General features: G+C 59.2%; 17 protein-coding genes and 1 pseudogene. 10 read left to right on the top strand and 8 right to left on the bottom strand.

What is annotated here, in order from left to right; translation table 11 throughout:
* Nucleotides 1–521 precede the first annotated feature (521 nt).
* Nucleotides 522–1,676, top strand: a complete 1,155-nt coding sequence (locus ABIA45_RS16645) for an AI-2E family transporter (protein ID WP_404652861.1) — start codon at nt 522–524, stop codon at nt 1,674–1,676.
* A 184-nt stretch (nt 1,677–1,860) separates the two neighbouring features.
* On the opposite strand, the gene ABIA45_RS16640 is transcribed toward ABIA45_RS16645, so the two are convergent.
* On the bottom strand, nt 1,861–2,541 hold the full coding sequence (locus tag ABIA45_RS16640) for a Crp/Fnr family transcriptional regulator (RefSeq protein ID WP_271542385.1): 681 nt from the start codon (nt 2,539–2,541) through the stop codon (nt 1,861–1,863).
* Nucleotides 2,542–3,024: 483 nt separating this feature from the next.
* On the opposite strand from ABIA45_RS16640, the gene ABIA45_RS16635 reads away from it, so the two are divergent.
* Both ABIA45_RS16635 and ABIA45_RS16630 read left to right on the top strand, forming a co-directional pair.
* A complete protein-coding gene (locus tag ABIA45_RS16635) occupies nt 3,025–3,387 on the top strand; it encodes a hypothetical protein (RefSeq protein ID WP_404542900.1) in 363 nt (120 codons plus the stop codon).
* A 26-nt stretch (nt 3,388–3,413) separates the two neighbouring features.
* Nucleotides 3,414–3,785, top strand: coding sequence for a signal transduction histidine kinase (locus tag ABIA45_RS16630; RefSeq protein WP_404542899.1), 372 nt, complete (start codon nt 3,414–3,416; stop codon nt 3,783–3,785).
* 1,464 nt (nt 3,786–5,249) lie between these two features.
* Here ABIA45_RS16630 and ABIA45_RS16625 read toward each other — a convergent pair.
* Nucleotides 5,250–5,609, bottom strand: coding sequence for a hypothetical protein (locus tag ABIA45_RS16625; protein ID WP_271542379.1), 360 nt, complete (start codon nt 5,607–5,609; stop codon nt 5,250–5,252).
* Here ABIA45_RS16625 and ABIA45_RS16620 point away from each other — a divergent pair.
* A complete protein-coding gene (locus ABIA45_RS16620; protein ID WP_247421723.1) occupies nt 5,608–5,913 on the top strand; it encodes a hypothetical protein in 306 nt (101 codons plus the stop codon). The two genes, ABIA45_RS16625 and ABIA45_RS16620, sit on opposite strands and share 2 nt — an antisense overlap.
* 158 nt (nt 5,914–6,071) lie before the next feature.
* On the opposite strand, the gene ABIA45_RS16615 is transcribed toward ABIA45_RS16620, so the two are convergent.
* A complete protein-coding gene (locus ABIA45_RS16615; RefSeq protein WP_271542374.1) occupies nt 6,072–7,256 on the bottom strand; it encodes an HWE histidine kinase domain-containing protein in 1,185 nt (394 codons plus the stop codon).
* 714 nt (nt 7,257–7,970) lie between these two features.
* Between ABIA45_RS16615 and ABIA45_RS16610 the strand changes: the two genes are divergently transcribed.
* On the top strand, nt 7,971–8,129 hold the full coding sequence (locus tag ABIA45_RS16610; RefSeq protein WP_271542372.1) for a hypothetical protein: 159 nt from the start codon (nt 7,971–7,973) through the stop codon (nt 8,127–8,129).
* Nucleotides 8,130–8,249: 120 nt separating this feature from the next.
* Here ABIA45_RS16610 and ABIA45_RS16605 read toward each other — a convergent pair whose 3' ends face one another.
* Together ABIA45_RS16605 and ABIA45_RS16600 are read right to left on the bottom strand one after the other, a co-directional pair.
* Complete coding sequence (locus tag ABIA45_RS16605; RefSeq protein ID WP_271542371.1) at nt 8,250–8,606, bottom strand: hypothetical protein; 357 nt, start codon at nt 8,604–8,606, stop codon at nt 8,250–8,252.
* A 469-nt stretch (nt 8,607–9,075) separates the two neighbouring features.
* A complete protein-coding gene (locus ABIA45_RS16600; protein WP_271542369.1) occupies nt 9,076–9,939 on the bottom strand; it encodes a transglutaminase family protein in 864 nt (287 codons plus the stop codon).
* A 1,878-nt stretch (nt 9,940–11,817) separates the two neighbouring features.
* Between ABIA45_RS16600 and ABIA45_RS16595 the strand changes: the two genes are divergently transcribed.
* Nucleotides 11,818–12,159 carry a 5-carboxymethyl-2-hydroxymuconate Delta-isomerase gene (locus tag ABIA45_RS16595; protein WP_404652858.1) on the top strand — a complete coding sequence of 114 codons (342 nt, stop codon included), beginning with the start codon at nt 11,818–11,820 and terminating at the stop codon, nt 12,157–12,159.
* Nucleotides 12,160–12,187: 28 nt separating this feature from the next.
* On the opposite strand, the gene ABIA45_RS16590 is transcribed toward ABIA45_RS16595, so the two are convergent.
* From ABIA45_RS16590 to ABIA45_RS16580, 3 genes are read right to left on the bottom strand one after another with little or no spacing between them, the layout of a single operon-like run.
* Nucleotides 12,188–12,982 (bottom strand): IclR family transcriptional regulator C-terminal domain-containing protein, encoded by a 795-nt coding sequence (locus tag ABIA45_RS16590; protein ID WP_404652857.1) that lies wholly within the window; start codon nt 12,980–12,982, stop codon nt 12,188–12,190.
* Nucleotides 12,983–13,042: 60 nt separating this feature from the next.
* Nucleotides 13,043–13,303: a hypothetical protein gene (locus ABIA45_RS16585; protein WP_404652855.1), complete on the bottom strand. Its 261-nt coding sequence runs from the start codon at nt 13,301–13,303 to the stop codon at nt 13,043–13,045.
* Entirely contained in the window at nt 13,300–13,536 is a 237-nt protein-coding gene (locus ABIA45_RS16580) for a 2Fe-2S iron-sulfur cluster-binding protein (protein ID WP_404655690.1), read from the bottom strand. Before ABIA45_RS16580 ends, ABIA45_RS16585 begins: the two co-directional genes overlap by 4 nt.
* Nucleotides 13,537–13,821: 285 nt before the next feature.
* Between ABIA45_RS16580 and ABIA45_RS16575 the strand changes: the two genes are divergently transcribed.
* From ABIA45_RS16575 to ABIA45_RS16560, 4 genes and pseudogenes are all read left to right on the top strand, one after another.
* Complete coding sequence (locus ABIA45_RS16575) at nt 13,822–15,507, top strand: amidohydrolase (RefSeq protein ID WP_404652854.1); 1,686 nt, start codon at nt 13,822–13,824, stop codon at nt 15,505–15,507.
* 55 nt (nt 15,508–15,562) lie between these two features.
* Nucleotides 15,563–16,921 carry an aromatic ring-hydroxylating dioxygenase subunit alpha gene (locus ABIA45_RS16570; protein ID WP_157287082.1) on the top strand — a complete coding sequence of 453 codons (1,359 nt, stop codon included), beginning with the start codon at nt 15,563–15,565 and terminating at the stop codon, nt 16,919–16,921.
* A gap of 33 nt (nt 16,922–16,954) precedes the next feature.
* On the top strand, nt 16,955–18,397 hold the full coding sequence (locus ABIA45_RS16565; protein WP_271542363.1) for a glutamine synthetase family protein: 1,443 nt from the start codon (nt 16,955–16,957) through the stop codon (nt 18,395–18,397).
* A gap of 82 nt (nt 18,398–18,479) precedes the next feature.
* A pseudogene (locus ABIA45_RS16560) lies at nt 18,480–18,890 on the top strand (ABC transporter substrate-binding protein); the annotation flags it as partial.
* Between the last annotated feature and the right edge of the window lie 293 nt (nt 18,891–19,183).

The raw sequence follows: 19,183 nt of genomic DNA, 5'->3' as shown, positions 1-19,183 counted from the left end.
TCAAGAGCCGCCCTCAATATATGAACCGGGCGCCGCGCGCGTGGTGTTGTTATCTCCTCCGCAAGTTTGTTGCGGAAAGCGAGCAATATTGACCAGCGCACAGGGAACTCCAAAAGGTAGGTTGTTTGATCACCGCCCTACGATAGGCATCCATCGGTGACTGAGAGTGTCGCGCTCCCGCCTGGTTCTCAAGGGGAGTATCATGCCGTCTAGTCGATCCAATCCAAGGCTTAGTGCCGCAGACTTCAGAATTCATGGCTGCTCGAGATGCCGCACGCCGATGACGTTGGTCTGCATCGAACCGGACAAGCCCGGTTTTGATGTGCGCACCTTTAAATGCGCAAGGTGCGGACACGACGAAGTCGTCATCGTTGCAATTTAGGCTGGCTTCGTAATCCGCTACTTTGCCTGCCCGAAGAGCGGAGCAAGAACTTCACGCCTGTGCTCTTGCGAAGCCTGACGCCGAAAAGGGGGGCGATTGGCACCGAGGAGATGATCCGCTCATCTCCAGAGGGAAAACCATGGTTGCCGTCATACCGCCGTTGCATAGTCCTTCGGTCCCGCTTGATGTTGATCTGCCAGATCCACACGCTGCGGCAGTCGATGCTCGCAATGAGACGGAGATGCCGCTTCCGTCTGATCCGCGGACGTTTTTTCTCGGTGGCTTGTTCGGATTAGGTGTCCTGGCGGCGCTCTACGTCGCAAGCTCGATCATTCTTCCGGTCATGGTTGCCCTCGTGCTGAATCTCCTGCTTCAACCCGCTGTCCCCCTCTTGGGACGCTTGCATCTGCCGCGGGCTGTGGGAGCGCTCTTCACCGTTCTTCTGGTGATTGGAGCGCTTGTCGGTCTGGTGGCGGCGTTATCGGTGCCGGCCACGACCTGGGCAGAGCGGCTGCCCGAGGGCATTCCCCGCCTGGAGGCACACCTACGGCTTGTCAGCGGGCCGATTCAGGCGTTGCAAAAAGTCATTCAACAGGCCGAGCAGGCTGCAGATGCTCCGCCCGGCAAGGGATCAATTGTTTCGGTTCGCCGCGATCTGGGCATAACAGGCGTCCTTTTCGCCGGCACGCGCTCCGTACTCGATGGCCTGTTTACGACGGTCCTGGTGCTTTATTTTCTTCTAGTCGCGGGCAACATATTCCTCCGGCGGGTCGTTGAAATTCTGCCGACGTTCAGCAACAAGCGACAAGCCGTCGATATCTCTCAGCAGATCCAGGAGGACATATCGGGGTATCTGCTTACAATTACGGCCATGAATGCCGGGGTAGGCGTCACGACGGCGGCAGCGATGTATCTTTGCGGCCTGGGAGATCCGCTGTTGTGGGGTACCACGGCCTTCCTTCTGAACTACATTCCGATTCTGGGGCCGCTTTTCGGCGTCGGCATCTTTGTGCTGGTCGGAATGCTGAGCTTCGAGAGCTTGTGGTGGGCCTTGCTGCCGCCGGTGCTCTACTTTGGCATTCATCTCGTCGAGGGCGAAATCTTGACGCCCCTGCTGCTTGCGCGGCGCTTCACGCTAAACCCGGTGCTGATTATCCTGTCGCTGGTGTTCTGGTTCTGGATGTGGGGCGTGCTGGGTGCGATCTTGGCTGTGCCGATGCTGGCTATTCTGAAGATCGTTTGCGACAGGTTGCGCCCCCTTAAGGCGTTGGGACATTTCCTAGAAGGGGAATAGTGACGTCGGCCGGCATTTCACCTGCCTTTCGGTGTACCGAATCTCGACCTCGAATCCCTGCGGAACGAACGCCGGCGGCGCGACTTGGTGAGGGGCGACCGGATGCATATGCCCCCCAAAGCATCCGATGAAATGACGGCCTCAGCGCGCCCCCACGCCCTGGGGTCGTTTTTTTCCGACCGCCCTACTGATCTCGCTCTCTCAGCAGGGGCTTCTCATGCAAAACCGCGCTCAACAGTGAATTGTGGACCTCGATGTGCCCATTATAGCTGATGAAGCCCAGCCTGCGAAACTTGTTCATGAAATAGCTGACGCGGGATCGCGTGGTCCCGATCATCTCAGCCAATGTCTCCTGACTAATGTTCGCGCTGATCGGCTGCGGGCTGCCTTCCTTGCCGAAATTGGCGAGCAGCAACAGCAGTCGAGCAAGCCGCCGCTCGCTCGAATTGAAGAGCTGGTCGATCAAGTCCTCCTCAATCCGACTGTTCCGGGTCAGGAGATACGACATGAAGAGCTGTGAAAATTTCGGCTCGTCACGAATAGCCTTCATCATCGCGTCTTTGCTGATCGACGTGATAACGCAATCTTCCATCGTCGTTGTCGTCGCGATGCGTAACTGATGACCGTTCATGCATCCCTCGCCGAAGAATTGGCCGGGCTCCAGAATTGCGACAACCGCCTCCTTACCCTGCTCGGATACGACCGTTAGCTTGACTTTACCTTTCTGAATGTAAAACACCGAGTCTGCGACATCGCCTTGCTGGAACACATGCCGGTTCTTGGGAAGCTCGAGAATCGTTTTCCCCGCACCCACTTTGGCGAGGAATTTCTTGGGGTCAAAGATGCCCTTGGTTGGCTTTGTCACGGAGCCTCCTGTGCCTCACAAACCTGCCCGATCTCGGTTAACTGCCAAGCGCCCTGGCGTTTTTGAACGAGCGGCGAGAGCGTTTTTAGCCAGCTTACCTGCCGATTTTCACCAGTTCTACAAGAAAGCAGACTGTTGAGCGCGTCAGCTCGCTGCCCACCGAGGGCGACACCGCCTGCGCTTCCCCGAGCGCGTCGCGCATCGGCTACGGCTGCGGCTGTTAATCACCGGATTGCGATCGCTACGACGTGGGAATGAGCGCAGTTGACGTGTTCAGAATGCGGATGTCGACGCAGATGATCGGGCGGTGATGAGGCAGTATGCTGGCTCGGTACCCCAGCCCGCTGGTCAATATTGCTCACTCTTGTGCCATCTTATTGTACGGCCGAGGCTCGTTATTCAAACCGTTGATCCCCATATCTTTCTAAGTCTCACCATCCAGGGTGGGGAGATGGGCTGAGACTTCGAACGAAAGAGCCCAGCATGTTTAAATCTCAGCAATACCGCGCAGTGGCGGAACAGGGCCGATCGGACGGCGTAGCCCTTGCGGCTGAAGAAGAGCTTGTTCTGCGGTATCTTGGCGCAGCCATCATCATGCAATGGAACGCTCTACCGACCACGCTGCAACGCGATATCTTCGACACTGCCGGGTCGATTGGCGAGTTGCTGGAGACGGCGGCGCTCCGCGGCCAGATCGCCCGATTTCTTCATAACCACAAGGATGACGCCGGTCACGGCAAATTGCCTCTAACAGAAGACATGCCTAGCGATGCGAGATCGTGCACTTTGGCTCTCTCACGGTGGGACAACGAGGGAGGCGCAGTGCGCGACGGGCTGTCGATCTAACCGGATGCCGATAACAGGAGATTTCCATGTCACTTACACAATTTCGGGTCGATGACGGACCACATACCATGGACGGGTTGCGGCTTCTTGCTCAGGACGGAAATGAACAGATCGAGGCGTTCATGGGCCGGAAGGTGATGGACGTTTGGGCGGAGTCTGTCGAGCACCGTGGAGGACGACAAAGTCTGTTCCGCGATCAATACAATGCGCTTGGCCGGTTGAACCTTGCCGCACTTCAGCGGATTGTGAGCGCGAAGTACCAGCGAGGCGCCGCATTCAACCGCCAGCATCCCTTTGTCGAGGTTCTATTCTCTGACATTACGGAAAGCGGCGAGGCTTTAGATCTAAGTCAACTCGTTCGGGAGGTGTTGCCGCCAGCGTTTCATAGACTGGCCTGAGACCTGGACCACGAGAAATCTCGCGACTGGAGTCATGTGCGCTCAGTATCACAATCGTAGTAGAATGACCCGCGCTTGGCGATAAGCAGAGCTGCGAAACCACAGCTCGGTCGTGGCGGCAAGATCCTGGAGGATCCAATACGGTTTCGACGCGCAGTACATTCAACAACATTCGGAGAACAAGATCGATATCGACCGGACAAAAGTGCCCAATGTGATCCGGAATGCCTGCTCGGTGGCAGCTCTCTTGATCAGCAGGATGGCCATCGTCGCCGAGCCGAAGCTTCGGCCGCCGGCGGACACATGGCGCCCGAGAATGCGGATGGCGACGCCCGGCCTTTTGCTTCTTTGATATAGTTCGTTGCCCGTAGGCCTCTACCATCTTCACGAAAGAGCTGGTCCGTCATTCTCTGGGACCAGCGAGGACCAACCGCTGGCGAGTCCAGCTCAACCTGATTCGCGCTTGGCTCAATGCGCAAGAGCGACTCGGCCTGTTTAGAAGTTGGAGGAGCGAGCGTCGACCGATATGGGTAAGTTCTGCAAAGCGTAGAAAAGGAAGATTGCCGTTAAATTCTCTCTCTCGCGCGTCGTCGCCTCCTGCGCCAGCCCCGATAGGCGATCCTTCTGTGGGCCTCGTTGGTGCTCTCTCGCAAAGCGATCAAAGTGAGCAGCTGTGTATTGAGATCCTTTGAAATGGAGCGGAGGTAAAAAAGCTTATCGTCGAGTGACTGCATTGATCTGCCAACCCCCATTTTGGCGAAATATGACCTGAAACTCTGACAGCCGCTGGTCAATATTGACCACCCCCGGATCAATGGTTAGCCGCTCTGATCGAGGGAAGGTCAATTGGTTTCATCTTCCGCAACGAGGTGACCCAAGGGGGAGTTATTCATCAGGTGCAAAATCGGCGTAGTGCTTTGGCATGCTCGAGCGGATTGCTTGTCCTAGCGCTACCCCAAAACGGCGACTCATCGAAGTCATCGCTTCCATCAAATGGCAAGTCAGTGCCGCCGGTGAGCCCCCGGGGGAGGAGGGGCACGTCCTGAGTCTTTCGAATATTGCCCAAGTTAGGACGAGCAATATTCTCAAGCGGCTGGAACGATTGATCTTGGGAGTTCTTGGTCCTCAGCAATCGGAGATTTATCTCCGAGAGCCAAGCCCACTGACCGGTCGACATTTTGCCCCAATGCCCGGCGGAAGGCTTAGCGGCCTCAGATGCCCCCGCACTGAGGCCGTTGCCTTTGGTCGAGGTGAAGGTGTTCGGCGCCGCTGGGAGGCACTTGGGAATTACTCCCAGTTGCGGATCAGTCCCGGCGAAGGGCTCGCCGCCGGAAGCAAAAACGCCGCCCGCTTGAAATGAAGCGCAGACGGCGGTCGATCAGCCCCGGGAGGGTGAGAGTAAAATCCCGATACCAGTTGGTCTCTACGGAGCGGACGTAGGTTCAGCCTGTTGGAGATGAAGTCCTAAAGCGGCGCCAATAGTCCCGGCGAGGTCAACCACTTGTTGACCTCTCCGGCAACATCGATCTGCCGGGCTTTTCGCAAAAGCTCCGAGCGGCGGATACCAGCGGGCATCCCTTTGGCCTGCTGGCGAAGGTTGAGCGCTTCTTGCGTCAGGCGATATTCGAACGTCGATGATGGTTCTGGGATCGTCGAGCCAAGATTTTCATGTTCCGCTGCGGGGTAAGCGGGAGCGCAACTCGCGTTCACGCCACCGATAGCATTAGCTACTTCTGCGGAGCAGTTTCTTCTTGCTCTCCCGGAACCATTGTTTCGCGATTCTATTGGCTCACTGACACAAACTTCTTTTGGGAGATACTTCATGAGAATTCTCACAGTTTTAGCAGCCGCAGCCAGTACGCTTATCGTGACCGCGGCATCGGCAGCCCCGCTTTCCCTCAGCACATCGCCCACGCCGGAGAGCAGCCTTCAAAAGATTCGCATGGTCTGCAATGAAGACGGACGGTGCTGGCGCGAACGTAGCGAAAGGCGCGTCATCATCCGCGAAGGGCGCGATGCGTACGGATATGCACCACGTGAGCGCTACATCGAGCGACGTGGCTATGAAGACCGCGGCGGCGTTGGCTTCCGCGCTCCCGGCGTGAGCGTCGGGATCGGCACCTACTGAGAGACGAAGCAAGCCGATGCAAGAGGTCGCGGTGCAATCCGCGGCCTTTTTGTTGGATTCTCAGGCGATCGGCAAGCCAAACGGCGCCGGCCCAGCTGGGAAGCTAAGGTATCGGACCCTTTCGACAGAGCTCGCTCAGGGCTTGAACAAAAGCCAGATCACGCGACCACGGCGATCGAGCCGAGTGGCACGTCCAGCGTGTAGACTAATCCGCCCCGTTCATATGCGAGGCTCACCTGCCCGGTCAGTTGCTGGCCCAGAGACCCCATCATCCGGGTGCCGAAACTCCGGCGTGTGGGCGGCTCGACGGGGGGACCGCCCCTTTCAGTCCAGACTAGGCGAAGCCTCTGCTTCAACTCATCGATCGCCCACGAAATCTCGACGCGGCCCGTCGGGACGGACAGGGCGCCGAACTTGGTGGTGTTGGTGCACAGTTCGTTCAACGTCATCGCAAGCGCAATGACGGCGACCGACGTAATCCTGATATCCGGTCCATTGAAGTGGAAGCGTCTGTCGCCCTGACTGTCGTAGGGCTCCGTTGCGCTGCTCAGCGTGTGGGTCAGGCTCGCATCGGCCCAACTCACCTGCATCAGCAGATCATGGGCTCGCCCCAATGCGAGCAGCCTGCCCTCCATGGCCTTCTGTCCATGCTCGATACTCGGCGCTCCGCGGAAGCTCTGGGACGCGATTGCACTCACCATGGCAAGCGTATTCTTGACGCGATGATGAAGCTCACCGAGGATCAGCTTCTGCAATTTGTCGGCGGCACTTCGCTGCTCGGCATCGATGCCGGCCTGAATGATCAAAGCTTGCGCGTCGATCTTGGCCTGTTCGAGCAGCAAGCGAAGGCTGTCGTTCTCGGCGGACAGGGAAGCCTCCTGCTCCGACCGGGAGGGGGAGGCGCGCGCGGCGTCAAACGCGCCACCGAGCGTCCAGTCGCCTGCCGTCGGAACGATCTGCAAAGCACCTGCGCCCACCATCGCCTTAAGCTCGGTGATCATTTGCTCGACACCGAGCGGTTTACCGAAAAATCTGCTGTTCGCCGGCCGTTCCGCCTCGGACGGCTTTACCTGGCCGGACACCAGAATGATCTTGATCGAGGGCCAGCGCTCGTGCACCGCATGGGCGAGCTTGAGGCCATCGATAGTTCCCGGCATTTGAATATCGGTCAGCAGCAGCGAGATGTCCGATCGGGACTCCAGAACCGAGATTGCCTCGTCGGCATTAATCGCCTCGATGGGACAGAACCCGGCATCCTCCACGATGTCGACCGCACGCATCCGCAGGATCATCTCGTCCTCCACGATGAGAACTTTCGGCACCTGGATTGGCTCTATTGACATGGTGATCTCGCTCTCTCTCGGCGGGCCGAGGGAGTCTCGGCACCCGCGAATGCTCGTAAACCGATTGCCCTGGACCGACGCCGCGCCCATTGCTGCGCCTTTCGAGGGAAGAAAGGCCAGCCAATTCGCCGCGTCCGCGGTGTCTCGTCTCGGCGTGACGGTCTGATGCTGCCAGGCTGGTTTGGACGGGAAGAACTGGGGGGCTGATCCCTGAGGCTAGCTGATTGAACGAGGACCGAACTATCGCCGGGCAGTCACGAGACGAGCTTCCTGGATCTTCGTTCCAGAGCCAGCGTGTCGCAAACAGGACGTGGGAAAGTCCGGCCAGACCTGTGCCGAGCAATCTAGGAAAGCGGCTCGGATTTTGAGCCGGTCGCCTTTGGCCAGCGCCACGAGCTCATCCGCCTGCACTTTTGGAGCAAAGGTCGGCAAAGCGATCACCGCCGCTCCGAGGAGCATGAAGATCGCGAGGGATGACAGAGATCTCACCATTTTGTTCTGCTGACTTTCGGTCTTCGATCCCGCCACGTTCGAGGATCCGCCAGGGCAACAACCATAACGAGATATCGTTCCTCCTGTTCAACTCGGCTGTTTGGCCTGGTTCGTTCCTATGCCTGGTGCGGCACTGTTGCAATCGAGCGGAGCGCCGCGCGCCGGCACAATAGATTTGAACCATTGGCCCTGCCAATCGTCTTCCTCCCTGGAGGAAAGCAAATGATGGAAGACCAACTCGCCCGCCAAGAGCAGGTTGCTTTTCGTTTAGAACAATCCAAGCGCCTGCTGCGTGGAGCGAAAGATCCCACGACCGCGCAGCGCATTGGCAAGCTGATCGGCGACCTGGAGCGAGAGCAAACGGAAGAAAACGAAAAGTAAGCCGCCGCTGGCGCGAACGCGCCCCCGATCGCGCTTGCGCTTCTTATGAGCCTCGCAACCGCATCGAGTGCGACGGTCTATGATGAAGACCGTCGCACTCGAGCAGCGTGGCTCGTGCGCTCAATACGGGGTGTAGTATTGGCGGCGATAGGGATACGGGCCGCCGTAGTAGCCTGGCGCGTAGTAGCTCTGCGGATAGCCCGGCCCGTAATAGCCGCCACCGTAGGCTCCATAGGCGGCGGCTCCAGCCGCAGCGCCAAGGATGCCAAGACCAATCGCGGCCCCCGGAGCGCGGTAGTAGCGGCCACGATAGTGGCGTCGGTAGTAGACCTCGGTCACTCCGGATGAAGAAGCCGCTTGTGTCAGAAGAGTCGTACTCGCCGAGATCGGGGCTGCCGCCGAAGGGAGCACCGAGCCAAGCATCGCCGCACCGAAGAGCGCGACGGCGACCGTGCCTTTTATTGTCTGGTGGTTCATAGTCGTATCCTCTCGAATTGGAGTACGCCGCTCCTTGATGCGGTTCAGCGCGGCAAGAGAACGCCTCTTTTCGGCTGAGGCTCTCTCGCCTCCTCCTCCGCCAGCAACTTCAAGAGCACTTCCCGCTCCGCTTCACTGTGCGGCTATGCAAGATGTTCCTTGGATAGGATGAGGTCCTGCAGGTGAATGTACTTCTCCATGGCTGACCTCGCTGATTGGATCGAAAGACGACGTTCTTGCGCGGGACGCACGTTCGAGCCATCCGCGCAACGCCTCGAGAATGTCGGGCATGATGCTCCTTCTAAGATCAGACGGGAGCAACACGCTCCCACTCACCGATGGATGCCGAGAATGGACCGGTGATGAAGGATATCGTGCCGCAGTGCAGCTCGAGCTGATGGTCAAATTTGCTCGTTCACGACAATTTAATGGGCGAGATTTTGCCATCCTGAAGCTCCATTGCGTCGCACTAGGATGTGACGAGAACTTGTACGGACATCCCGGCGAAGGCACCGGTGCTGCCGACGAAACTGCCGGACACCGGGATCGTCTGCCGGATGTCGCGCGCGACCGCGACCGGGATCAGATTGAAGCCCCCGAGGCTGCGATTGGTCGGGTCGAAAGTGATCCAGCCGGCTCCCGGTACGAAGACCTCCGCCCACGCATGGGTTGATCCCGCGCAGGTCGATCCGACGCTGCCTTGTTCCGGATTGTAAAGGTAGCCGGAGACGATCCTGGCTCCGAAGCCGAGCATGCGTGCTGCTTCGGCGAACAGCACCGCGAAGTCCCGGCATGACCCCCAGCCGCGATCTAGTGTTTCCAGTGGCGTTTGGGTCCCCTCATCCTCACGGCTCTGGTACCGAGCGGCTTCAGAAACACCGACGCTCAGGTCCTTTAGCAGCGACAGCGTATCAGTCCGACTTCCTCGAACGAACCTTTGTGCCCAATTTCTCAGGAGTCCTGCCGCATCCGAGAACTGGGGGGAGGCCAGGGCGCCGAGATCGATCCAATCGTCGTCAGAATAGCGGAATGGGTAAGACATGGCCGAAACAGCGATATCGAATACCGGCCATGCAACCGCGTCGAGCTGGAGCTCCGCGACGCCGACGATCACCAGGTTCGAGGCCGCCATCTGAAACGTGGCCGTCGCGATCGTATTGCCGAACACATCGTGCGCCCAGGTCAGGTCCGCGTCCGGCGTCACCTTGATGTTGCTCGAAATCAAACGAAGCTCGCGGCTTTCGCGCGGACGAAGCATCAAGCGATGCGGCAACAGGCGCACATGTTCGTTGAATCGATAGGTCGTCGTGTGAAGAACCTTCAGCGTCGTCAACGAATGCTCCCATCGCTGCAGCCTCCGGCCAGGCCCCTTATCCGGTGGTCCCCTTCGGGAAGTGTGGCCGAGTTGACGAGGCTATGCAAATGTCGCTCCAGATGACCGAAGCCTGAGGCGAGGCCGGATCCGGCGGTCGTTCTTCCTTACGATGAAGCCTGTTATGAGCTGGCTTGATCGATGCGTAGATGGAGTCCCGTGATGCTCCAGTTCACATCACTCTTGGGACATAAGCCGTCTCCGACGACTGCCGGACGCCTTCACCAATTCTCTGAAACGACGTGCCGTTGAGCTGGGGCGGACGCCAGCACTGCGAAGATCGGCCAAGTGCCTCATGGGCACGCCACATTTGTCGCAGGGCCGCGACGGTATCTCCGATCGCTCCAACAGGAGAGTGGGCGGCATCTCCGTCACTTCTCAATGCCTGAGATTCCGTTGATCCGGCCTAGCCAGATGACTGACCGGATTGGGTCTTCCAGAGCACCAGCTTGGTCGATTTCCAACTTTGGACCTTCAGAGGAAGGGAACTCAAAGCCCTCCAAAAAAAGTCGTCGCGAACAAGTCCTTGGCTATTGGGGATGGTTGGGAAGCGACTCGTTGAGAGTGGGGAGATCTGGGATATCCTCAACAATGGACTGACCAGGGTTCCGCCGCTGTACCGTTATGCTCATTCGCCAAGAAGTCCGAAGCCAAATCTGAAATGGTGGAGAATCCTCCAAGGTGGCCGTGTCATGCATGCCGCAGTCGGTGCTCCGCACAGATCGCCCGTTGTCAGTGCCGGAACCCAGGGGACGCCGGCGTATACGTCGTTGGGCCAGTCATCCGGCTTCGTATGCTCGGCTTCTTATTCGGCTAGAAGATCTCGATGCGGGTCACCTTCGCTGATGGCGATGAGCTTCTTTTAGCGCCGGATATTGTCGTGATTGACATAATCATTCATTGCGCCCTCCCAACGGACTTAGCAGCGTGGTGCGCGAGATTCACTATTGGCCGCCTCTTGCGCAGGAAACGCAAAGCCTCATTGTAGGATATGAGAACAGCGATGTAGGCGTCGCCATTCAGATTCGACGAGATGCCTTAAGCGAAGGATAGGATGAGATGATCGCAGGTTCGGTTGGCGTTGGGAAAGGCGGTAGCCCTCCACTGACTCGAACCCGCGACGTCTTGCTCAGCCGCCGGCACGCTCTTTTGCGGTTGGATGTTTCGCTACAAGCTATGATCTGCAGTGATCGGATTTTGACTTGGTTGGAAGAATTCCCTTGTGAAACCAATGGTAGCAGCGTGTCTCTTAATCAGCTGCTCGATCAGCACGCAAAGTCCTATCACGCGTTGGTCCGCACGACTTCCGGAGCAGATCACCGGATGAGAATGGCTGAGACCTTACAAACTGTCTTGCTCGAAAAACGATAGCGCTTCAGCGAGACGACCCAGGATGCCCTCGCACGTATCGATACTGACGGTGTCCGCTTTCACGCGAGCAGCATGTGGTTGGCTAAGCTCCGAGAGGCGCTTCCTTATTTGGAAATGCCTGACAAGCAATTGATATTCCTAGAGGCGAATTGGCTCGATTTTTCCAAATGCACCTTGAAATCACTGAATAATCAAACTGATTTTGATTCCGCCATTCGGAGGTTCGATCCCTCCCGCCCCAGCCAGATCTCCCGCCCCGCCTGAAATCACCCACGAAACCGGCCCGGCTGGGGAGCTGCTGCACAGCTCTGCGCTGCACAGGGTGTTTCTCGGCAAAGATTCCGCAGACCGGGCCTTCCCCATGCGAACCATGACCCGCCGCGACAAAAGATGGGCGACGTTGAGGGGCGAACGGTCTACGACGGTGAGGTCGTCTCATGAACGCCACCCAAAAACGAGAACAACGTCATGCCGCACTTGGTGATCGAATATTCGGAAGGGACGCTCGCTCGCGACGACGTAACAGGCTTGATGGAAGCGCTCTTTGAAGCCGCTTGGCGAACGGGCATCATGAAGGCGGAGGACGTCAAGGTGCGGGCGTGCGTCTACAACGATTTCCTGGTTGCCGGGAAGCGTGACAGCTTCGTGCATCTGTCTGTCTATTTGCTCGAAGGTCGATCGCCCGACCAGAAGGTCGAGCTGAGTACGAGCCTTCGACGGACGATGACAGAGCGATGCCCGGATGTGGTCAGCATAAGCGTGGATGTCCGTGACATGGATCCGGTCGCCTACAAGAAATGGCTAAAATGACGGGTGCTCGCCAAAAGGCGGCAGCTTCTCAGACGAGCAGGGGCTGCGCGGCGAGGGACATCTCCTTGAGGAGAGGCAGGAAGCGATCGATCATCTCACCGGTCGTGATGCGATCGACATGAGCGCCGATATTTGCGGCTGCGATGACGGCGCCATCGTAGCGGCGAATTGGCACCGATATCGACCGAAAGCCCTCTTCGGCTTCCTGATCGACAAGGCTATACCCTTTGGTGCGGTCGGCAATGATCGTCGCAATCACTGCCGATTTGTCGACCAGCGTCGACTGGGTCTGAGCCGCCAGCTTCATGCCGTCGACCGTTCTTGTCAGCTCGTCGTTTGCCAATCTGCCCAGCAGAACGCGTCCCACCGACGTGCAGAAAGCCGGCAGCCGATATCCTATGTCCAGTCCGGTCGAAAATACCCGCGCCGGACTCGAGCGGGCGATAAAAACGACCTCTTCGCCATCCAGGATCGCAAGGGAGCAGACCTCCTTGGCCTTGCCGGCGACCTCGTCCATCAACGGCTGCATCACGGTGCTGATTTGGTTCGACGTCAAATAGGCCGAAGCCAAAAGCAGCACTCTGGGCGTTAGCGAAAACAACCGCTCGTTGCCCGCGACGAATCCGGATTTTACGAGGGTCATCAGAATCCGGCGCACCGTCGCCCGCGGAAGATGCGCGCTCTTGGAGAGGTCGCTGAGGGTCATTGGACGGCGATCGATACCGAACGACTGTATCACGCGAAGACCCCGATCCAGGGTCTCGATGAACTCGCTGCCCTCCCGCGCCTTTTCCTCTTCTTCCGTACGCTTCAGCCTCGGCATTCTCTTGGGCGGTCCCTCTCAGTGGCCTCTCGAAAGCGAGAACCATCACAAATCCGCGGACTAGGCGCCAGCCTTGTCTCCGGCTGTCACCAGGGATTTGAGGTCAAAGGAAGGTCTGCGGCTTGCTCCGGTGCAGGGGAGATCGACACCAGCCCGCAAACGCGTATCGAGAAGGAAGTCCTTGGATAGCGGCGGCCACTGATAGGGCAGCCACTCTTCGTCGCACACGATGGTGATGGGCTGAGAATAGCCGGCGTCACGAGCGGTGAGAGCGGCTTGAACCCCGGCATATGATGCGCCGATGATGACCAGTCCCGTCATGATTGCCTCGCCGGCACATGGACCACCAGCTCGTCGAGAGGGGCGGGCACCTTCAGCTGGCAACTCAGCCGACTATTCGGCTTTCGCTCTCCCGAGACGGCGGACAGCAACTCGAGCTCTTCTTCGCTCGGCTGAGGGACAGAGCTTGCTTGTTCTTCATCGACGTAGACGTGACAGGTCGCGCAATCGAGGCAGCCGCCGCATTCGCCGTCGAGGCCGTGTGCCGCGAGCATCACGCTCACGTCGCGTCCGACCTCGATGGATTTTCCGCTGCCGTCCTGCTGGACAAATCTCACTCGCGGCACCCGACCTCCGTGTCGTTTGTTCGATCTAAGAACATAAGTTCGATAGACGGTTAAAGCAATTCTGGCGGCCCCTCAATCCCGGCTTGTTTGCCGCCGCTGCGGTTCCATTAGGCAGATCCTGCGGAAATATTTTGCTTGCTTGCGCCTCACACTGGAGTCATTCTGAAGAATATCGAACGATTGTTCGTCTACCGAACTTGCGGGGAGGACGCAATGAAGCTGACGACAGCGATCGTGGGAGTGGTGCTGACATCAAGCGCGGCGTTTGCCCAGCAGCAGGAGGCCAATGCTCCCTCGCTTGCCTTGATCAACGGCAAGATTCTCACCATGGACAGTCAGTCAAAGGTTGCGGAAGCGCTTGCCGTTCGCGACGGACGAATCTTGGCCGTAGGAGACGCGGCGACGATCAAGGCGTTGGCCGGAAATCGCACCCGCACGATCGACTTGCAGGGCAAGACTGTCGTTCCCGGGCTGATCGACACGCACGCGCATTTCAAGGCTGCCGGTCTGTCCGACTACGTCGTCAACATGAGCGGCGCCAAGACTGTTGCGGATGCCCTCGCAAGCATCAAGCAGTTCGTGGCGAAGAAAAGGCCCGGCGAGTGGATCATCGGAAGCGCCTGGCATCCCCCGTCACAGCTCGCGGAAAAGCGTTACCTGACACGCCAGGAAATCGACGGCGTCGCGCCGAACAATCCGGTCTATCTCCGGACCGTTGGCCACTTCTCGATGGCCAATTCGATGGCGCTCGAGAAGGCCGGCGTAACCAAGGCCACGCCAAACCCAAGCGGCGGATCGTTTGAGCGCGACAGTGCCGGTGACCTGACCGGCGTTCTGGTCGAGACGGCGATCGATAAGGTCGAAAAGATCGTTCCGGAGTGGACGGCGGACGACGAGTTTCGCCAATTCAAGCTCGCGGAAGGTGTGCTGAACTCGTTCGGGATCACCAGCGCCGTAGAAGGGGCCACCTCGCCCAGGGACATCGCAGCCCTGCAGCGCGTGGCGCAGGCCGGTGAAGCAACGCTACGGGTCGGTCTCATGTGGCGCCCGGAACCCCCCGCCGAGAACGCGGCCTGGGAGGCCATCATGCGAGGCAACGGCGCCTCCTCGGGCTTTGGCGATGACTGGCTGAAGTTCGCCGGAATCAAGATCCTTTACGATGGCGGCATGACGCTCAAGACGGCGCTCATGCGCGAGGCCTATCCAGACTCGCATGATGGCTACCACGGCATTGCCCAGCAATCGCCGCAACGCCTCAAGGAGCTGGTGTCCATTTGCAATCGCCACAATTGGCGCGTGGGTGTCCATGCCGTCGGCGACAAGGGCATCGACCAAGTCCTTGATGCATTCGAGGCGGCCGACAAGGAGAAATCGATCAAGGATCGGCGTTTCGTCCTGATCCATGGAAGCTTGATAGTGCCCGAGCAAATGGAGCGCGCAAAGCGCCTCGGTGTCAGAGTCGACTTCCAGAACGTGTTCATGTGGGACAAGGCGGCCACCGTCGAGCGCTTCCTGGGTGCGGCGGTCGCCAATCGGGCCGTGCCCACGAAAACTCTCATCGAGAAGGTGGGGCTGAACAGCCTCGGCGCAGGCACCGACTTCCCGGTGAACACGATCAATCCCTTCATCAACATCTACGTCATGGTAACCCGCAAGGATCTCGCCGGACGCGTTTATGGAGCGAACGAAGCCGTCAGCCGCGAGCAGGCGCTGCGCCTCTACACCAGCGCGGCATCGCACTATATGTTCGAAGAGAACGAGAAGGGGACGATCGAGGCCGGAAAACTCGCGGACCTGACCGTGTTGTCGGCAGACCTCATGACGGTCCCCGAGGAGCAGATCAAAGACATCAAAGCCGACCTGACGATCGTCGGCGGCAAGATCGTGTTTCAGCGTTAGTCTGCGTCCGATAGCATGAGGACGCATCTCGAAGCCGAGAGAGGAGATCCAAGTCATGATGAGCCAAGAGCAGAACGACCTCATTACCCGCGTCGGACCGAAGGCGCCTGCGGGAAAGCTGATGCGGATGTATTGGCAGCCTGCTGCGCTCGTCGACGAACTCGCGGAGGGGCGCCCCATCAAGGCCGTCAAGCTTCTCGGCGAGAACTTCGTTCTGTTCAAGGACGAAACGGGGCGCTATGGCCTGCTCGATCGCGACTGCCCGCATCGGGGCGCCGACCTTGCCTTCGGCCGGCTCGAGAACGGTGGCCTGCGCTGCGCCTTCCACGGGTGGCTGTTCGACGCCACGGGACAGTGTCTCGAGACGCCCGCCGAGCCTGCAAACTCCTCGCTCTGCAAAAACATCAAGCAGCGGTCCTACCCCGTCGTGGAGAAGGGTGGAATCCTGTGGGCGTATTTGGGTGAAGGCGAGCCGCCCGCGTTTCCGGAGATCGACTGCTTCGCGGCGCCGGACGAATACACCTTCGCCTTCAAGGGCCTGATCGAATGCAATTGGCTGCAGGCCCTGGAAGTCGGCATTGACCCGGCCCACGCATCGTTCCTTCACCGGTTCTTCGAGGATGAGGATACATCGGCGGCCTATGGCAAGCAGTTTCGCGGTGCGTCGGCCGACTCGGAAATGCCCATGACGAAGGTCCTGCGCGAGTACGACCGGCCGATCATCAACGTCGAGCACACCGAATACGGCCTGCGGCTCATCGCCTTGCGAGAAATCGACGAGCAGCGCACCCACGTTCGCGTCACCAACCAGCTATTCCCGCATGCGTTCGTCATTCCGATGAGCACGGAGATGACGATTACCCAGTGGCATGTGCCCGTCGACGACGTGAATTGCTATTGGTATGCGATTTTCACCAGCTACGCCGCGCCCGTCGACAAGGCAAAAATGCGCGCGCAGCGCCTCGAGCTTTACGAGTTGCCGGAATACCGCTCGCGGAAGAACAAGTCGAACGACTACGGCTTCGACCCGCACGAGCAGGCGACCGAGACTTACACCGGCATGGGCGCGGACATCAACGTCCACGATCAGTGGGCCGTCGAGTCGATGGGCGCTATTCAGGACCGGACGCGTGAACATCTCGGCCAATCCGACAAGGCGATCATTCAGTACCGCCGGCTGCTTCGCCAGGAGATCGAGAAGGTGGCTTCCGGGGGCAAGCCGCTGTTGTTCCTCGACGCTGCCAGCGCGCGCAGCATCCAGGGGCCAGCCACAATGGATGGCATCGGTCCGACGAAGGGCTGGGAAACCTACTGGATGGAAGTGGACGTCAAGCGTCGTCGGGGCGCTCCCTGGGCCGCGCCGGTGCCCGCCGAGCTCGCCAAGAAGGTGCCTCACCTGACCGCCGCCGAATAAGCCAGGCCGCCCAGCTCAGCAAAGGAGATGTCGTTGAGTTTCGTCGAAAAGCACGGTCTCTGGTCGGCCGAACAGAAGGAGGCTGCCATCCGCATGCGGCGGATGGCGGAGGAGCAGGAGTTGCATACGATCCGGCTCTCCTTTCCGGACCAGCACGGCATCTTGCGCGGCAAGGCGCTGGTCGCTTCCGAGGCGCTCTCGTCGATCGAGAGCGGCTGCTCGATAACGACGACATTGCTCGCGAAAGATACCTCTCACCGCACGGTGTTTCCCGTATTCACCGCCGGCGGCGGGTTCGGGATGCACGAGATGCAGGGGGGAGGCGACATCTTGATGGTCGCTGATCCCACCACCTTCAAGGTTCTCCCCTGGGCATCAAAAACCGGGTGGGTGCTTTGCGACCTCTACTTCTCCGATGGACGACCCGTGCCCTTCGCCTCCAGGGGCCTGTACCAATCCGTGCTGGGGCAGCTCAAAGACCGGGGCTATGATTTCAAAGCGGGCCTCGAGGTCGAATGCCACATCTTCAGAGTCGAGAATCCCCGCCTGGCGCCTTGGGACGCCGGCAGTCCCGGCCAACCGGGCGAGCCTCCGGAGGTCAGCCTGCTTTCGCAGGGCTATCAGTACCTGACGGAGCAACGTTACGACCAGATGGAGCCTGCGCTCGAGCTGATCAGGCAAAACATCGTGGCGCTGGGCTTGCCGCTTCGGTCGATCGAGTTGGAATACGGGCCGAGCCAGTGCGAGTTCGTGTTCCAGCCCACCGTCGGCATTGAGCCGGCGGACACCATGGTGCTGTTTCGTACGGCAGTGAAGCAGATCTGCAACCGCCACGGCTATCACGCGACCTTCATGTGCCGGCCGCGGATACCGAACGTGATGTCATCGGGGTGGCACCTTCACCAATCGCTGGTCTCCCGAACAGAGGGCGTCAACGCGTTCATGACGAGCGAACCGGCCGGCCTGTCGAACCTTGGCAAGCACTATATGGCCGGGCTGCTGGAGCATGCCAGGGCATCCGCGGTCTTCTCGACGCCGACGATCAATGGCTACAAGCGCTACCGTTCCTATTCGCTGGCTCCGGATCGGGCGATCTGGGGACGCGACAACAGGGGCGTCATGATCCGCGTGCTGGGCGGTCCCGACGATAAAGCCACCCGGCTCGAAAACAGGATCGGCGAGCCGGCCGCAAACCCCTATCTTTACATGGCGTCGCAGATTCTGGCCGGCCTCAACGGCATTGATCGCCAGCTCGATCCCGGTCCGTCGGCGGACACTCCATACGAGACCAAGGCGAACCTCCTGCCGACCTCCTTGCGCGAGGCGGTGTTCGCGTTGCGCGATGACCCCTTCTTCCGCGAGGCTCTCGGAGAGAAATTCGTCGACTACTACGTTTTCATCAAGAACGCGGAAATCGAGCGCTTCCAATCGACGGTCACCGAGTGGGAGCAGCGAGAATATTTCGAAATGTTTTGAAACGGCATCACCGAAGCGGGAGAAGAGAGATATGAGCTTGAGGTTTGGACTTGTTGGTGCCGTCGCGATTGCCACTGCCTGGATGTCGCCGGCGCAGTGCGACACGATCAAGGTGGGGATCATCGGCACCATGTCCGGTCCGTATGCCTTGTTCGGCCAGAACTTCAAGTACGGCATTGACGCCTGGGTGGCCAAGCATGGATCGAAAGTCGGCGATCATCAGATCGAGTTTGTCTATCGCGACGAAGAATCGCCGAACCCCGCCAAGTCGAAATCATTGGCTCAGGAGTTGATCGTCAAGGAGAAGGTTCAGTACATCGCGGGACTGTACTTCACTCCGGACGCCCTGGCCGTCGCTCCACTTCTCGAGGAAGCGAAGGTGCCGATGATCGTCATGAACGCCGCGACGTCCGCGATCGTCGAGAAGAGCCCCTACATCGTGCGGACGTCCTTTACGATGTGGCAGAATACGGTCCCCGCGGCAAAGATCAGTTCAGCCTTCCAAGCAGCCTTCGGATGATCTTCCGCAGGTTTTCGGCGTACTCATCGACGACCTGACGCCTCTCGGCCGATGGCGGCAGCTGACTGTCGTCGTCCCCGTCCGGCGACGGAGGATCCGTCTTGGATCTCCCGCGCATGATCGAGGCGATCGGCTTTGTCACTTTCACGGGAAGTCTGACCTCTGATGCACGACGCGTGTCGTTCAGGCTAGGTGCCAGTTCCATCTGCCACCTTCACACACGTTAAGTCACCGGAGCGGGTCGTCTGCATTGGCTTCGGGGCGCG

The sequence above is a fragment of the Bradyrhizobium sp. USDA 336 genome, from assembly GCF_044908355.1.
Classification (GTDB): Bacteria; Pseudomonadota; Alphaproteobacteria; order Rhizobiales; family Xanthobacteraceae; genus Bradyrhizobium; species Bradyrhizobium yuanmingense.
This window is presented reverse-complemented; position numbering and strand designations above follow the sequence as displayed.

Coding starts and splice junctions, on each gene's coding strand:
- ABIA45_RS16570 (WP_157287082.1), top strand. CDS start 15,563: ATGATGAGCCAAGAGCAGAACGACCTCATTACCCGCGTCGGACCGAAG.
- ABIA45_RS16620 (WP_247421723.1), top strand. CDS start 5,608: ATGAGAATTCTCACAGTTTTAGCAGCCGCAGCCAGTACGCTTATCGTG.
- ABIA45_RS16645 (WP_404652861.1), top strand. CDS start 522: ATGGTTGCCGTCATACCGCCGTTGCATAGTCCTTCGGTCCCGCTTGAT.
- ABIA45_RS16585 (WP_404652855.1), bottom strand. CDS start 13,303: ATGACGGGACTGGTCATCATCGGCGCATCATATGCCGGGGTTCAAGCC.
- ABIA45_RS16575 (WP_404652854.1), top strand. CDS start 13,822: ATGAAGCTGACGACAGCGATCGTGGGAGTGGTGCTGACATCAAGCGCG.
- ABIA45_RS16580 (WP_404655690.1), bottom strand. CDS start 13,536: ATGCTCGCGGCACACGGCCTCGACGGCGAATGCGGCGGCTGCCTCGAT.
- ABIA45_RS16630 (WP_404542899.1), top strand. CDS start 3,414: ATGTCACTTACACAATTTCGGGTCGATGACGGACCACATACCATGGAC.
- ABIA45_RS16590 (WP_404652857.1), bottom strand. CDS start 12,982: ATGCCGAGGCTGAAGCGTACGGAAGAAGAGGAAAAGGCGCGGGAGGGC.
- ABIA45_RS16595 (WP_404652858.1), top strand. CDS start 11,818: ATGCCGCACTTGGTGATCGAATATTCGGAAGGGACGCTCGCTCGCGAC.
- ABIA45_RS16605 (WP_271542371.1), bottom strand. CDS start 8,606: ATGAACCACCAGACAATAAAAGGCACGGTCGCCGTCGCGCTCTTCGGT.
- ABIA45_RS16625 (WP_271542379.1), bottom strand. CDS start 5,609: ATGAAGTATCTCCCAAAAGAAGTTTGTGTCAGTGAGCCAATAGAATCG.
- ABIA45_RS16610 (WP_271542372.1), top strand. CDS start 7,971: ATGATGGAAGACCAACTCGCCCGCCAAGAGCAGGTTGCTTTTCGTTTA.
- ABIA45_RS16615 (WP_271542374.1), bottom strand. CDS start 7,256: ATGTCAATAGAGCCAATCCAGGTGCCGAAAGTTCTCATCGTGGAGGAC.
- ABIA45_RS16635 (WP_404542900.1), top strand. CDS start 3,025: ATGTTTAAATCTCAGCAATACCGCGCAGTGGCGGAACAGGGCCGATCG.